We start from the raw sequence: 14913 nt of genomic DNA on the forward strand, positions 1-14913 counted from the left end.
TGCCTCCTGGATGGCGGCCAACTCCCGGGCCGCCTTGTCCTCGGAACGCTTGTCCGCGGTCGCCCGTGCGATCACTATGGCCTCTCGGGCACAGGCCAACGCATCTTCCGGCCGATTGAGGAGCCAGTTGGCCTTGGCCAGCAGAGTGAGGCACTCCGGCTCGATATCGCGGTCCTTAGCTGCTCGGGTCAGGGCGAGCGCCTCCTTAAGGTGGTGCTTCGCCGACCGCGGATCCTTGCGCTGGAGCCAGACTTTGGCCAGGAAACGGTGGGACGAGGCCTCCTGGAATCGGTCGCCCGCCGCACGCGCCATCGACAGTGCCTCTTCCAGCATTGCAGTGGCGGACGTGAGATCACCGAGTCCCCGGTAGGCGCTACCGAGCATGCCAAGCGCATGCCGTTCTCCTACAGCCGTACCGATCTCCCGGGCAATCGCCAGTTGTATCCGCGAGGATTCGAGGGCCTCCGCGTACCGCTCCAGGAGGAGGTAGGCGGCACTCAGGTTGCCGAGCGCTCGCATCTCCGCGAATCGGTCCGCCCGGTCGCGGTGAAGCCCCAACTCGATTTCATGGTGGGCCACCGCCTCGGACGGGCGTCCCACCAGCCCCAACGCCATCGCGACATGGCCGTGGGCCAGTGCCGTGAGCTCCTGATCGCCGAGGCGCTGTCCAGTGCGGAGTGCCTGCTGATTGATCCACAGATTGTCGTTTCGATGGCCCGCGCGGTACAGGTGCCACATTAGCGAGAAACCTATGTATACGCCCATGCGGGCGACTGCGTCGTCCGCTGATGACATGGCATGCGAAGCGGCGGCCAGAATGTTCGCCCGCTCACGCTCCAGCCAGGCGTAGGCGGCCTGGCCATCGGTGAGTGGCACCGGTTCCTGCTCGACCTCGGGCCAGGGAGCCAGGACACGGTGTGGGTCCAGCAGCGTCATGGCGAGACGCACTGTCGTTCCGTACTGGCCGAGCGTCCGTTTGAGCGCGTCCGACCGGAGCTGTTGTGACAGGTGGTCTTCCGCCAGCTCCATCGCGAACAGACGCACCAGATCGTGAAGCTGGAAGCGGTCGCATTCGTGCGACTCAATGAGGTGTGCCTCCACGAGGCGTTCCAGCGCTCGCTCGGCGAGATCGACGGGGGCGTCGAGAAGCGCCGCGACGACGTGGGGGGTCACATCCGGCACGTGGAGGACGCCCAAGTGGGGCAGCGTACGAGCGGCCGTGCGATCGATCGGGCGGGAGCTGCGCGAGAGCGTGTCATGACTCAGCTCCAGGCTCGATCGTACGGCGATGTCCCCCGACTCCAGCTCGTGCAGGATCCGGCCCCGGTCTTCGAGCCGCTCGACCAGGTGTCGTACCTCCCAATGCGGCCGGTCGATCAGGCGTGCCGCGGCCAGTCGCAGGGCCAGCGGCAGGCCGTCGCAGAGATCCACCAGCCGGGCCGCCGCGGCGGGGTTCGCCGCGACCCGCCTCGCACCGATCAGTTTGGCGAGCATGGTGACCGCCTCCGAGCGGACCATCATGCCGAGACGTACCTGAGCGCAGTTGTCCACGGCCGCGAACGACTCCCGGCTCGTGATCAGGACCGCGTTCCCCGACGGCAGATCCAGCAGTGGGCGCACCTGATCGGGGCCGGACGCGTCGTCGAGCACGGCGAGGACGCGCCGCCCGGCCAGCGTGTCCCGCAGCATGGCCGCCGCCTCGTCGACCTCATGCGGCACGGCCTCGGCGCGCACGCCGAGCGCGCGCAGGAACCTGCCGAGCAGGTCGATCGGCTTCAACCGCTCGACCCCCGGCGTCGCGCCGAGCAGGTTGGCGTAGAGCAGGCCGTCCGGAAAGTGATCGCCGACGGCGTGGGCGGCCTGAACGGCCATCGCCGACTTGCCGGCTCCCGCGGGACCGGTGATGGCGACCACGGCCTGCGGCGGGCCGCCCTCCCAGGGAGCCAGCAGTGCACGCAGCCGCACCGACTCATCGGTCCGGCCCACGAACCCGTCCATGGCGCGGGGGAGTTGACGCGGCACCGGAACCTCGGGATCTCCCGCGTGAAGCGGTGACCGGGAGTCGAGCCTGATCTGTCCCTGATCGGGGTCGGCCGAGTCGAACGTCGGGTCGCTTCGCAGGATCGCGTGATAGCGCCTCTGCAGGCTCTCACCCGGATCCACCCCGAGCCGCTCCGCCAGGAGTCGGCGGAAGTCCAGGTAGGCGTCCAGCGCAGCGGCCTGCCGACCGGAGCGGTAGAGCGCCAGCATCAGCAGTTCCCGAGCCCGTTCCCGGAGGGGGTGTTCGCCGACCAGGTCATGCAATGCCGGGAGAGCTTCCTGATGACGGCCCAGTCCGAGCAGGATGTCGGCGCGATCCTCAACCGTGATCAGGCGGAGCTCCTCCAGCCGGGCCCGTTCCGCCTCGGCGAATGGGCCGGGAATTCCGGACAGCGCCCGCCCAGTCCAGAGTTCCAGTGCGGCGTCCATTGCGCGCAGCGATTCTTGGCGGTCGTCTTCGGCGCGAAGTCGACGGGCCTTGGCGATGCCGTGCTCGAACTCCTCGGAGTCGATCTGAAACCGCCCCTGTGACAGCGTGTATCCTCCCGACCTGTTCACGAGCAGGGCGAAAGGACCGCGAGGTCCTCGATCCGGTTCCAGTTCTCGCCGGAGTCCGGCGATATAGGTATAGATGCTCTGGGATGCGGTTTTGGGGGGAGCCTCCCCCCATAATCCGCTGATGAGAGTTTCCTTCGCCACGATCTGACCCGGTCGGGCGGCCAGGATGCACAGGGTGGCCCGCTGGAGCGGAGCTCCGAGATCCAGTCGGCGTCGCCGATGCCAGGCGGTCACGGGACCAAGTACATGGAAACGGTGGGCCGGATGCTGGGACTCTTCGTACTCGCCAGCCATATCCATACGCCTGCGGATCTCCATGTGAAGGGTTGCGCATTCAGTGATGGTCGGGGAAGTCCATGGCCGCATCCGCCATAGAAGGAGATGACGGTTGGTGCGGAGTTACCGTATTCCGTAGATCCAGATGCCGTCTAGTTTCTCGGGATGGTGTGGACTCCGGCATCGCAGGTGCGCACAATGAATCGGCGTAGGGCCTACGCGTGCGACCAGATCGGAGTCGCGTGCAACCCGCCACGAATATCGCGGCGTTGACCCCGCCCCGGCATCTGCCCCCCGAGTAGGGCCAGCGGGTGAGCACGAGGCGGGGTGTCGTCCTTACGGGCAACGAGTCGGCTCGGTCAGCAGCAGGTCGTCACGGCGCTGAGGTGCATGGGTGACGTGGAGGCGCTGGCGGACGTAGCATTGCCTGCAGTAACCAGGCCAACCGATATCAGGGCAGTCAGGGCAAGCAGTGCGAAGCGGCGCATGAGAGTCTCTTTCGTGAGGGACTGACTGTCAGATCTACATTCTCTCTAGAGGTGCATGTGACCAGTCAAGGTTTGGTCGGCGAGCGGATCAAGATGATCCGTCGGCAGCGCGGTCTCTCGCAGGCACAGCTCGCCCATCCGGAACTGTCAGACAGCTACGTCTCCTTGATCGAGAGTGGAAAGCGGACGCCGACCCCCGCTGTCCTGGAACTGCTTGCCCAGAAACTGGACTGCTCGCTCACCTTCCTGGTCAACGGCGTCACGGCCGAGCAGATGGAGGACCTCGAGCTGGGGCTGCGCTTCGCGCGACTCGCTCTGGAGAACGGAGAGGTGACCGAGGCGAGGAGTCGGTACGCGGAGCTTCTGGAGGACAACAGCCTGGCGGGCCTGGCGTCGCTGAGGCAGGACGCCAGATACGGGTATGCACTGGCCGCCGAGGCCTGTGGAGACCTTCCGGAGGCGATCTCCGTTCTGAGTTCGCTCAGGGAGGACGAGACCGAGGGGCAGTCTCCGGAACGCCGTGTTCAGATCGCTCTCGCCCTCTGCCGCTGCCACCGCGAGTTCGGGGACTTCTCGGCAGCGGTGCGGATCGGCGAAGAGACGCTCGGGTTGGCCTCCAACAGCCCGCAGTGGAACGACGACCTGATCGAGCTCGGGTCGACGCTTCTGTCGGTCTACCTCGATCGCGGTGACCTGCTTCGCGCCAGGCAGTTCGCGGCCGAACTTCTGTCGGCGGCCGAGCAACTGGGTACTCCCCGTGCCATCGTCGCCGCCTGCTGGAACGCCGCGGTGACGGCCGACCTGCTGGGGTCGGGTGAGGAGGCCATGGCCCTGGTGGAACGCGCGATGGCCATCCAGTCGGAGAACGGCGAGCCGCGCAACCTCGCCCGACTTCGCAGCGCCTATGCCATGTTGCTCTACCGCGTGCGACCGGCAGAGGTGGCAGCCGCCCGGGATCTGCTCCTGCGCGTGCTGTCGGAGTTGAAGGAGTCCGCTGCGGCCAGAGGGGACATCGCCCAGGCGTTGCTCTACCTCGCGCGAGCGGAGATGACGCTGGGCCACCCGGATGAGGCGGTCGATCATGCGCACGCCGCCTTCGTGATCGCGGCTGATGGGACGAGTAAGGCCTTGCTCGCCGAGGCGCACCTGGTGCTGGGGCAGGCGTATTGGATGCGACGCCAGGATGACGAGGCGGCCGCCGAGCTGGGTTCGGCCGCCGGATGCCTGGAGCGTCTCCCCGCGACGCGAAAGGCCGCCGAGACTTGGCAGGCCGCCGCGGAGACGTTTGGCCGCCTGGGCGATCACGAGGCGAGCGCGGCAGCCTACCATCGGGCCCTTGCCTGCGTGGGCCTTTGACGGACCGGCCACCGGGCTCGGTAGCCTGGGGGTGCCATGAGAAAATACTCGTTCGCCACCGTCGCCGGGTTGATCGTGACGCTGACGCTGGGAGTGGTGCTCGCCCTCCCGGCGTGGGCCCATACTTCGCTCAGGAGCAGTGATCCGGCGAAGAACGCCCAGGTTCAGACCTTGAGCAAGGTGACCCTGGAGTTCACCGAGTCCGTGCGCTTCCCCGTCGTGGTCGTGCAGGGCCCGGGCGGCAAGCGGTACGAGAGCGGTGCTCCCGTCGTCGAGGGGCCGAAGGTGACCCAGGCGGTCCTGCCCTCGGTGCCCCCCGGCAAGTACACGATCGCCTGGCGGGTCGTCTCCACCGACGGGCACCCGGTGGAGGGGGAGATCCCCTTCACCGTGATCGGCTCGCCCGGTGCGTCGGAGGCCGTGCCGGATTCCGCGAGCTCCCAGGGGTCTGAAAGCCCACAGGGCGTCGAAGGCGCCCAAGGGGGCTCCGGCGAGGCCGCCCCGGCGGCCACGTCGGTGGCCCAGAACGCTCAGGACGCTCAGGACGCTCAGGAGACGACCATTCCCGGTTGGGCCTGGGCCGTGATCTTCGGGGTCGCCGGAGTCGGCATCGGACTGTTCCTCAGTCTGCGGAAGAGGCCGTGAACCGGGCCGCGCGCCTGACCGTCGCTGCGCTGTGCGCGGCGGTCGGCGCCCTGGCGATCACGATGATCCTCAGCGGCGCGGCCACTCCGCGGATCATTCCCGGCCTGCCCGACGAGGGCATGGTCACCCGGTGGATGCTGCCCATCTCGAAGCTCACCGTGGACGTCTCCGGCGTGCTGACCGTGGGGCTGCTGGCCGCCGCCGCGACCTTCCTGCCCAGCGACAAGGGCCTGCTCGGCGAGGCCGCCCAGTTGTACGTCAGGGCCGCCTCCTGGACGGCGCTGGCCTGGGCGGCGGGGGCGGCCGGTGCGCTGGTCTTCGGCGCTTCGAACACGTTCGGCCAGCCGGTCAGCGAGCTCATCGACGGTGCCATGCTGACCAGCTACGCGAGCCAGACATCACAGGGTGTCGCGCTCACGCTTGTCGTTCTTTTCGGCGTCGCCATCGCCCTGTTCGCCCGGAACGCGATCACCGCGGGTGTCGCCGCCGGACTGCTGGCCCTCGCGCTCGTGACGCTCCTCCCGCCGGCCCTCACCGGTCACTCCGCCTCGTCGCCCAACCACGGGCTCGCCACCACCTCGGTCGCGTTCCACCTGCTGTTCCTGGCACCGTGGGTGGGTGGGCTGGCCGTCCTGTCCGTGCACGCGCTGCGTGGAGAACGTCACCTCGCCGTCGCGGCCGACCGGTTCTCCCGCATGGCGTTATGGTGCTTCATCGGCGTCGGAGTGTCCGGCCTCGCCAGCGTCGCCGCCCGGCTCGCCTCGGTCGACGCCCTGTTCACCTCGTCGTACGGCCTGATCCTGCTGGCCAAGATCGCCGCGTTCGTGCTGCTCGGCTTCGTGGGATGGCGGCATCGCAGGCGGACCCTGCCCCGCCTGGCCTCCGGCGAGCCGCACGCGTTCCTGGCACTGGCGCTCGGTGAGATCCTGGTGATGGCGGCCACGATGGGCCTGGCCGTCGCGCTGTCGCGCACCGCTCCGCCGCCGGTCGAGGTGCCGCTGGACCGGGCGTTCGAGCTGCTCGGCTACCTGGTGCCGCCTCCACTGACCTTGGGCAACCTGCTGGCGCTGTGGTGGCTCGACCTGTTCTTCGCCGCGCTCGCCGTCGTGCTGGCCGGGCTCTACGTCGCCGGAGTCGTACGGCTCTACCGCCGCGGCGACCGCTGGCCGTGGGGACGCACGGTCAGCTGGCTCCTCAGCATCGTGATCTTGGTGTTGACGACCCAGAGCGGTGTCGCGCGCTACGGGCCCGTGCTGTTCAGCGTGCACATGACCCAGCACATGATCCTCTCGATGCTGATCCCGATCTTCCTGGTGCTGGGCGCGCCCGTCACGCTCGCGCTGCGCGCGCTCAGGCCGGCGGTACGGAAGGGCGACCGGGGGCCCCGTGAATGGATCACGGTGATCCTGCACAGCCGGGTCGTCAAGTTCTTCACTCATCCCGCCATCGCGACGGCGATCTTCATCGTCTCCACGTTCGCGCTGTACTTCACTCCGTTGTTCGCCTCCGCGATGCAGGAGCACATCGGGCACATCGCGATGATGGTGCACTTCCTGCTCAGCGGCAGCCTGTTCTTCTGGGTGATCATCGGGGTCGACCCCGCGCCGAACAAGTTGCCCCACTTCGGGCGTCTGCTGCTGCTCATGGTCACGATGCCGTTCCACGCGTTCTTCGGGATCGCCGTGATGAGCATGGGCGCCGTCCTGGCCGCCGACTACTACGGTCAACTCGGCCGGACCTGGGGGGTCTCCTCCCTGGCGGACCAGGAGACCGGCGGAGCGATCGCCTGGGCCTTCGGCGAGGTCCCGACGCTGATCGTGCTGCTGGCGCTCGGCTTCCAGTGGTGGCGTGCGGACGATCGGGCGGCCCGCCGGGCCGAGCGGCGGGCCGACGCCGTCGCCGCGAAGACCGGCGGCACCGGTGACGCGGATCTCGACGCCTACAACGACTACCTGGACAAGCTGAACAAGCGGGACGCGACGGCGGAGTAGCGGCTCCCCGATCTCACCGTCAGGGTCCACAGGCCCGAATGACCGGTCAGGGGAGCGTGAGGATCTCGCGGCCCGAGTCGGTGACCAGGATCGTGTGCTCGAACTGGGCGGTGCGCTTGCGGTCCCTGGTCACGGCCGTCCACTGATCGGGCCAGATCTCGTAGTCGATGGTGCCGAGCGTGAGCATCGGCTCGATCGTGAACGTCATCCCCGGCACCATGGTCACCGGCAGGGACGGATCGTCGTAATGCGGGACGATCAGTCCGGAATGGAAGGCCGCGCCGATGCCGTGGCCGGTGAAGTCGCGGACCACGCCGTACCCGAAGCGCTTGGCGTAGGCCTCGATCACCCGGCCGACGATGTTGAGCTGCCGTCCGGGGGCGACCGCCTTGATCGCCCGCATCATCGCCTCACGGGTCCGCTCGACCAGCAGCCGGGACTCCTCGTCGACCTCGCCCACCAGGAACGTCGCGTCGGTGTCGCCGTGCACGCCGCCGATGTAGGCGGTGATGTCCACGTTGACGATGTCGCCGTCCCGCAGCACGGTGTCGTCCGGGATCCCATGACAGATCACCTCGTTGATGGAGGTGCACAGGGACTTGGGATAGCCGCGGTAGCCCAGCGTCGAGGGGTAGGCATCGTGGTCACAGAGGAACTCGTGGCCGATGCGGTCGAGCTCGTCGGTGGTCACGCCGGGGACGGCGTGTTTGCCGACCTCCTCCAGGGCCTGCGCCGCGATACGTCCGGCGATCCGCATCCTTTCGATGGTCTCCGGGGTCTGGACGTCGCTGTCGCCCCTCTTGGGTTCGGCCTTCCCCACGTACTCCGGCCGGACGATATGGGCGGGGACCTTGAGGGTGGGCGAGATACGCCCTGGGCGGAGCAGCGTCGTCATGCGGACAAGTCTAGTTCCGCCGCGAGGGGGCACGATTAGGGCGTGAGCGATCAATGGTGGTTCTGCCTGAAGCACATGCGAGTCGAACCCGAGAAGGGATGCCCCAACAAGGACCGGCTCGGCCCCTACGAGTCGGAGGACGTCGCCGCCCATGCCCTGCGGCGGGCGGCGGAACGCGACAAGGCCTGGGCGGAGCAGGACAGGGAGTGGGAAGGAGACTGACCGGTCACGGGCCGGGCCGCCTCCCCGCCGCGTGCCCGGCCGCGCGTCTGGCCGCGACCCGGCCGATGGCCACGACCCCGACCCCGCCCCACACCATGTTGAGGATCGCGGACGGCCAGGCCGAATGGTACGCACTGTTGATCATCAGTGCGATCCCGCCGCCGAGGTTGAGCAACTGGTACGGCAGCCCGTCCCCGGCCAGTTTCCGCGCCGACACCATCGCGTAGCCGTACAGGAGCACCACGGCCCCGATCATGCCGATGATCGTGATGAGAGTGGACATCGTCACGCTCCCTCACTCGCTCACTCGTTCACCCGCGGCCCGCTGATCCGGTCGGCGAACCGGGCGAGCCGCTCCCGTAGGCCGAGCCGCCGAGTCTCCCCGGCCGCCATGCTGACGAGATGCTGAGCGCCGTCGAAGCTCAGCGGCCCGCCGCCGTCGGGCGGTAAGGCGATCGCGTCGTGGGCCAGCGACTCGAGATCCGGGTCACCGCCGTCCAGGGCGAGGATCGTCGCGCCGGTGCGCCGCGCGTCGTCGACCCGTTCCAGCAGCGGCACCGGGGCCTGCTGTTCAGTGACCACGAAGAGAGTCTCCCCGCGCCGGGCGTCCCGCAAGCGGTCCAGTCCGACACGCAGGTGGGGCGGCGCGTTCACCGGCGGCTCCCAGCGCACGAGGGTGGGGGCGAGCTGGGGGAGCCCGGACAGCCCGGCTTCGTCGTCGAGGTGTGCGGCGACATGCCAGGGCTCCTCGTCGGGTGTGCCGACGACGAGCAGCCCGCCGGGTGACCGGGTGGCCTGTAGCGCCAGCCCCAGTTCGCGGGTGCGTTCCACCCAGCCAGAGCCGGCGAGCAGATCGCGGAGCAGGCTCACGGATGCGGCGTCCATGCGGCCATGGTGCCTGACAACACGGGGTGCGGTCCCGGCAATCGGGTTCTTGACAACGGGTTACCTGCAAGTAACGATCGGCCCAACGGCGCGTCGTCGAACAGTAAACCAGTTGCCGGAAGGCAGGCACATGCACCTTCGCGTTCGCGCCGTCATGCCCATGATCGGGGCACTCCTACTCCTGCCGGCTCTCCTCGGCCCCAAGGTGGGCGGCGCCGCCGCTGAGGCGGCCTCGGCCGGAGACGTCGTCGAGGCCGTTCCCACCACCGTCTATCTCGCGCCCGGGAAGCTGCTGGAGGTGCCGGTGAAGGCCTGGCACCTGCGCTACCGGTCCACCTCCGCGACCGGCGCCGCCAACATCGTCTCGGGCACACTGCTGGTGCCCAGGTCGGCCCACTCGCTCGGCAAGCGGCCGATCGCCGGGTACGCCGTGGGGACCCACGGCATGGGCGACCAGTGCGCCCCCTCGGCGGCCATGGCGCGCGGCACCGAGGCCGAGCTCGCGATCATCAGCCTGATGCTGCTCAAGGGCTGGGCGGTCGCCGTGACCGACTACGAGGGGCTCGGCACGCCGGGTGACCACACCTACATGGTGGGCGTCTCCCAGGGCCATGCCGTACTCGACTCCATCAGGGCGGCGGCGAGGGTGCCCGGAGCGGGTCTGTCCGCGAATGCCCCCGTCGTGGTGATGGGCTACTCGCAGGGCGGCGCCTCGGCCGGGTGGGCGGCCCAGCTCCAGCCGTCGTACGCCCCTGAGCTGCGGCTCAAAGGCGTCGCGGCGGGCGGAGTGCCGGCGGACCTGCTGGCCGTGGGCGAGCACCTCGACGGCACCGCGGACTTCGGGCTCGCCGCGGCGGCCGGCGCCGGGCTCGACGCCGCCTACCCGGAACTGTCGCTGAACAGCCACCTCACCCCCGAGGGAGCCGCGCTGTTCGCCGAGGCGCGTAACGCCTGCGTCGCCGACCTGCGCGACCGGCTCGCCGGACGGCGCCTCGCCGAACTGACGACGACCGACGTCATGCACCTGCCGGAGTGGCAGGCGCGACTCCAGGAGAACCGTCTGGGCGCATCCATGCCCCGGGTGCCGATGTTCCTCTACCACGCCAAGGGCGACGAGATCATTCCGTACGGCGTGGGGCGGACGCTGCGTGACGAGTACTGCGCGGGCGGCGCGAAGGTGCTGTGGGCCGGCCTGCCCGCCGGGAGCCACGTCCTGGGCGCGGTCGAGGGCGCGCCGCTGGCCGTCGGGTGGCTGGCCTCCCGCGTACTGGGACTCCCGGTGGTGGACAACTGTTAGCGGGCTGGCATCATCTGGCCTTATGGCTGAGCACAACATCGATCTCCCCGACGTCAGCGGGCTGACCATAGGCATCCTCGGCGGGACCGGCGACCAGGGCAGGGGACTGGCTCGCCGGTTCGCGCTGGCCGGTCACCCCGTTCTGATCGGCTCGCGCAGCGCGGAGCGGGCCGAGGAGGCGGCCGGGAGCGTGGCCGCTCCGGGAGCGCGGACCCAAAGTAAGAATTTGAGGGGCGCGGAGAACGCGGTCGTCGCGGCCGAGGCCGACATCGTGATCGTCGCCGTTCCCTGGGACGGCCACCGAGCCCTGCTGGAGTCCCTTCGCGACGAGCTCGACGGCAAGATCGTGATCGACTGCGTCAACCCCCTCGGCTTCGACAAGCAGGGGGCCTACGCCCTGCCCGTCGAGGAGGGCAGCGCGGCCCAGCAGGCGGCCGCCGTGCTGACCGGCAGCCGCGTGGTCGCGGCCTTCCACCACGTCTCGGCGGTGCTGCTGCTCGACCCGGCCGTCGACCGGATCGACCTGGACGTGCTCGTGCTCGGCGACGACCGCGAGGCGACCGACACCGTGCGGGCGCTGGCCGCGCGCATCCCCGGGTTCCGCGGCGTGTACGGGGGCCGGTTGCGCAACGCCCACCAGGTGGAGGCGCTGACCGCGAACCTGATCTCGATCAACCGGCGCTACAAGGCGCACGCCGGCCTCCGCATCACCGACGTGTGAGGATCACGTCCTAGCCTTGACGGCATGAGCCCTCTTCATCCGGAAACACGTGCGGTCCATCTCCCCCGACCCGATCTGAACGGCGGCAGGCCGATCTCGACGCCGATCTACCAGACCTCGGGATTCGCCTTGGCGGACCCGGAGGTCTTCGCGGACGGGATGAGCCGCCCCGACGGCGCTTTCGTCTACGGCAGGCACTCCAACCCCACGGTTCGGGCGATGGAGGAGGCCGTCGCCGGTCTGGAGGGCGGTGTGGCCGCAGTCGGGACCGGCTCGGGGATGGGCGCGATCAACTCGGTGCTGCTCGGCCTGCTCAGGCCGGGCGACCATATGATCGCGCAGCGGGCGCTGTACGGCGGCACCGCCGCCATGCTGGCCGACCTGGCGGCGCGTTTCGGGATCGAGATCACCTACGTGCCGGAGGACGACCCGGCGGCGGTGCGCGCCGCCGTACGGCCCACCAGCCGGTTGCTCTACCTGGAGACGATCGCCAACCCGATGACGCAGGTCGCCGACCTGCCGGGGATGTGCGACGCGGCGCGCGAGGCCGGGCTCGTCACGGTCGTGGACAACACCTTCGCCTCGCCGGTGCTGTGCCGCCCGATCGAGCACGGCGTCGACGTGGTCGTCCACTCGGCCACCAAGTACCTGTCCGGCCACTCCGACGTCCTGGCCGGCGTCGCGGTCTTCGCCTCCGCCGAGCTGTACCGCGAGGTCTGGTCATACGCGGTGAAGCTCGGAGTGACGGCCGACCCGTTCGCGGCGTGGCTGGTCCTGCGGGGTCTTCAGACGCTGCCGCTGCGCATGGAGCGGCACTGCGCCAACACGCGGGTGCTGGCCACGCGGCTCGCCGAGCATCCCGCCGTGGCCGCCGTCCACTGGCCCGGACTGCCGTCCCACCCGTCGTACGGCCTGGCCGCCAAGCTGCTGCCCGATTTCGGCGGGGTCTTCTCGTTCGACCTGACCGGCGGGCGTGCCGCGGGGGAGGCCTTCATGCGTGCCGTACGGCTCGCGCTGCTGGCGCCCTCGCTCGGCGGCGTGGAGACGCTGGTCATGCACCCGGCGACGACGTCGCACCGGTCGCTCGGCCCCGCCGAGCTGGCCGCCGCGGGGATCGGTGAGGGGACGGTCCGGGTCGCCGTGGGCATCGAGCACGCGGAGGACCTGTGGGCCGACTTCGACCAGGCTCTCGGCGGGGGTGCGGCGTGAGCGCCCCGCTTACGTGCCCGGCGACGGCGAGAGGGTGGCCGTGATCGTGTGCGGTTCCAACACGGACCCGGCCACCCTGCTCGATCGGTGACGACTCAGCGGTAGCTGTGGTCGGGGGTGGGGAAGACGCCGGCGACGACCTCGTCGGCGTACGCCCGTACCGCCCGGTCCATCTCGCCGGCGAGGTCGAAGTACTTCTTGACGAACTTCGCCGGTTGCGGGGTGAGGCCCATGAGGTCCTGCCAGACGAGGACCTGGGCGTCGGTGTACGGCCCCGCCCCGATGCCCACGGTGGGGATGCTCAGCGAGGCGGTGACCCGCTGGGCGAGGTCGGTCGGCACGCACTCCAGCACGACGGCGAAAGCGCCCGCGTGCTCCAGCGCCTTGGCGTCCGCCATGAGCTCGTCGCCGGCCTGGCCGCGGCCCTGCACACGGTAGCCGCCGAGCGCGTTGACCGACTGCGGGGTCAGGCCGAGGTGGGCCATGACCGGGATGCCGGCCGAGACGAGCAGCTCCACCTGGGGGAGCACCCGGTGGCCGCCCTCCAGCTTGACGGCGTGCGCCCCGGCCTCCTTCATGAAGCGTGCGGCCGTCTCCAGGGCCTGCTGGGGGGAGGCCTGATAGGAGCCGAACGGCAGGTCGGCGACGACCATGGCGCGTGACGAGCCGCGGACCACCGCGGCGGTGAGCGGGATCAGGTCGTCGACGGTGACGGGCAGCGTCGAGTCGTAACCGTAGACGACCATCGCCGCCGAGTCTCCGACGAGCATCACCGGAATGCCCGCCTCGTCGAACACTCCGGCGGTCATCGCGTCGTACGCGGTGACCATCGGCCACTTCTCGTGCCGTTCCTTGGCCGCCGCGATGTCGCGGACCGTGACCCTGCGCTTCGACGCACCGCCGTAGAGGGCGGCGGGCGGGCTGGAAACGGCTGGAACAGCGGAAACTGCGGATTCAGAGGACATGGTTACCTCCAGGCCTCGTGGCGCCCCTGTGGCGTCCCCGGACAGTCAGATCATTGCATGTCGGCTATGGATAGAACACCCCCCGGTGTGACTGATGTGTCGGGTCCGCACGGCACAATGCCCTGCGGAGGTAAGTAACCAACATGGCAATTGAACCTTACCGGCGGGTGCTGGCACTGCCGGGCGTGCGCACACTGCTGCTGGTCGGCCTGGTCGCCAGGATTCCGCTGACCGGCACGGGCATGACCCTCACGCTGCACGTGCTCAACACCCAGCGGCTGGGGTTCTTCCAGGCGGGCCTGGTCGGCGCGATGAGCATGCTCGGGGCCGCGGCGGGTTCGCCGCTCGCCGGCCGGTTCGTCGACCGGCGCGGCCTGCGGCCGGTGATGGCCGTCACCACGGTCGTCCAGCTGTGCTTCTGGTGCGCCGCCCCGGCTCTGCCGTTCCCCGCGCTGGTGTCCGGCGCGCTGGTGGCCGGGGTGTTCACCCAGCCCGTCTTCAGCGCGATCAGGCAGTGCCTGGCCGCGATGGTGCCACCCGAGCGTCACCAGACCGGGTTCGCCCTCGACTCGATGGCCGTCGAGCTGTCGTTCATGGTGGGTCCCGCCCTCGCCGTCGCGTGCGTGACCGCGTTCTCCAGCACCGCGACGATGTACGGGGTGGCGGCCGGTCTGGTCGGCTCCGGTGTGGGGCTTTACCTGCTGAACCCGCCCACCCGCTCGCCGGAGGAGTCCGCCGCCGGGGAGGCGGCGGTGCCGAGGCGGCAGTGGCTGCGGCCGGGCCTGGTCACGCTGCTCGGCGCGGTGTCCGCGCTGACGTTCGTGCTCACCGCGACCGAGCTGTCCGTGGTCGCGATGCTGAAGGCCGACGACGCGACCGCCTGGGCGGGCCTGGTGCTCGGCGTCTGGTGCGCCTACTCGCTGGTGGGCGGCTTCGTGTACGGCGGGCTGCCACGAGGCCTGCCGCCGCTGGTGATGATGGGCGCGATGTGCGCGCTGACCGCGCCCGTCGGGCTGGTCGGCGGCCCGTGGTGGTGGCTGTTCGCGGCGCTGCTGCCGGCCGGGGTGCTGTGCGCTCCCGCGATGTCCGCGACGGTGGACGCGGTGAACCGGCGGGTTCCGGCGGCCGCGCGGGGGGAGGCGATGGGCCTGCACGGCATGTTCCTGACCGTCGGCGGGGCGTGCGCCGGCCCGGTCGTCGGCGGGATCCTCGACGCGCACGGCCCGGCCTGGGCGCTCGGGGTCGCGGGAGCCGTCGGCGTGCTGCTGGTCCTGGTGGCCGTGCCGTTCCAGCGCGTGCGGGCCACGTCACCGGCCGACCCACATTATGAAACGGTCCCGTTGCGTATCGAATAGCAGTTGCGCT

13 protein-coding genes are annotated in these 14913 nt (G+C 69.9%); 8 read left to right on the forward strand and 5 right to left on the reverse strand.

Going from position 1 to position 14913, the window contains the following annotated elements; genetic code table 11:
- A partial coding sequence (locus Mth01_RS15685; protein ID WP_308440804.1) for an AfsR/SARP family transcriptional regulator occupies positions 1–2964 on the reverse strand: 2964 nt, incomplete at its 3' end.
- A gap of 455 nt (positions 2965–3419) precedes the next feature.
- Between Mth01_RS15685 and Mth01_RS15690 the strand changes: the two genes are divergently transcribed.
- From Mth01_RS15690 to Mth01_RS15700, 3 genes are read left to right on the forward strand one after another with little or no spacing between them, the layout of a single operon-like run.
- A complete protein-coding gene (locus tag Mth01_RS15690; protein ID WP_204016603.1) occupies positions 3420–4718 on the forward strand; it encodes a helix-turn-helix domain-containing protein in 1299 nt (432 codons plus the stop codon).
- Positions 4719–4754: 36 nt separating this feature from the next.
- Positions 4755–5363 (forward strand): copper resistance CopC family protein, encoded by a 609-nt coding sequence (locus Mth01_RS15695; RefSeq protein ID WP_204016604.1) that lies wholly within the window; start codon positions 4755–4757, stop codon positions 5361–5363.
- Entirely contained in the window at positions 5360–7354 is a 1995-nt protein-coding gene (locus Mth01_RS15700; protein WP_239089701.1) for a cytochrome c oxidase assembly protein, read from the forward strand. Before Mth01_RS15695 ends, Mth01_RS15700 begins: the two co-directional genes overlap by 4 nt.
- Before the next feature lie 46 nt (positions 7355–7400).
- On the opposite strand, the gene map is transcribed toward Mth01_RS15700, so the two are convergent.
- On the reverse strand, positions 7401–8249 hold the full coding sequence (map, locus tag Mth01_RS15705) for a type I methionyl aminopeptidase (protein WP_204016605.1): 849 nt from the start codon (positions 8247–8249) through the stop codon (positions 7401–7403).
- Between the two features lie 42 nt (positions 8250–8291).
- Here map and Mth01_RS15710 point away from each other — a divergent pair, with 42 nt between their 5' ends.
- On the forward strand, positions 8292–8471 hold the full coding sequence (locus Mth01_RS15710; RefSeq protein ID WP_204016677.1) for a hypothetical protein: 180 nt from the start codon (positions 8292–8294) through the stop codon (positions 8469–8471).
- Between the two features lie 4 nt (positions 8472–8475).
- Here Mth01_RS15710 and Mth01_RS15715 read toward each other — a convergent pair whose 3' ends face one another.
- Complete coding sequence (locus Mth01_RS15715) at positions 8476–8754, reverse strand: CBU_0592 family membrane protein (protein WP_204016606.1); 279 nt, start codon at positions 8752–8754, stop codon at positions 8476–8478.
- A gap of 20 nt (positions 8755–8774) precedes the next feature.
- Positions 8775–9356, reverse strand: a complete 582-nt coding sequence (locus Mth01_RS15720; RefSeq protein WP_204016607.1) for a hypothetical protein — start codon at positions 9354–9356, stop codon at positions 8775–8777.
- 160 nt (positions 9357–9516) lie between these two features.
- Between Mth01_RS15720 and Mth01_RS15725 the strand changes: the two genes are divergently transcribed.
- The 3 genes from Mth01_RS15725 to Mth01_RS15735 are packed head-to-tail and all read left to right on the forward strand — an operon-like array spanning position 9517 to position 12583.
- Positions 9517–10653, forward strand: coding sequence for a lipase family protein (locus Mth01_RS15725; protein WP_204016608.1), 1137 nt, complete (start codon positions 9517–9519; stop codon positions 10651–10653).
- A 22-nt stretch (positions 10654–10675) separates the two neighbouring features.
- Positions 10676–11374 carry an NADPH-dependent F420 reductase gene (gene npdG, locus Mth01_RS15730; RefSeq protein WP_204016609.1) on the forward strand — a complete coding sequence of 233 codons (699 nt, stop codon included), beginning with the start codon at positions 10676–10678 and terminating at the stop codon, positions 11372–11374.
- 24 nt (positions 11375–11398) lie between these two features.
- Entirely contained in the window at positions 11399–12583 is a 1185-nt protein-coding gene (locus Mth01_RS15735) for a trans-sulfuration enzyme family protein (protein ID WP_204016610.1), read from the forward strand.
- 95 nt (positions 12584–12678) lie between these two features.
- Here Mth01_RS15735 and panB read toward each other — a convergent pair whose 3' ends face one another.
- On the reverse strand, positions 12679–13548 hold the full coding sequence (gene panB / locus Mth01_RS15740) for a 3-methyl-2-oxobutanoate hydroxymethyltransferase (protein WP_204016611.1): 870 nt from the start codon (positions 13546–13548) through the stop codon (positions 12679–12681).
- A gap of 143 nt (positions 13549–13691) precedes the next feature.
- On the opposite strand from panB, the gene Mth01_RS15745 reads away from it, so the two are divergent.
- Positions 13692–14903, forward strand: a complete 1212-nt coding sequence (locus Mth01_RS15745) for an MFS transporter (RefSeq protein ID WP_204016612.1) — start codon at positions 13692–13694, stop codon at positions 14901–14903.
- Positions 14904–14913: the final 10 nt, after the last annotated feature.

The organism is Sphaerimonospora thailandensis, assembly GCF_016863115.1.
In the GTDB taxonomy this organism is placed as follows: Bacteria; Actinomycetota; Actinomycetes; order Streptosporangiales; family Streptosporangiaceae; genus Sphaerimonospora; species Sphaerimonospora cavernae.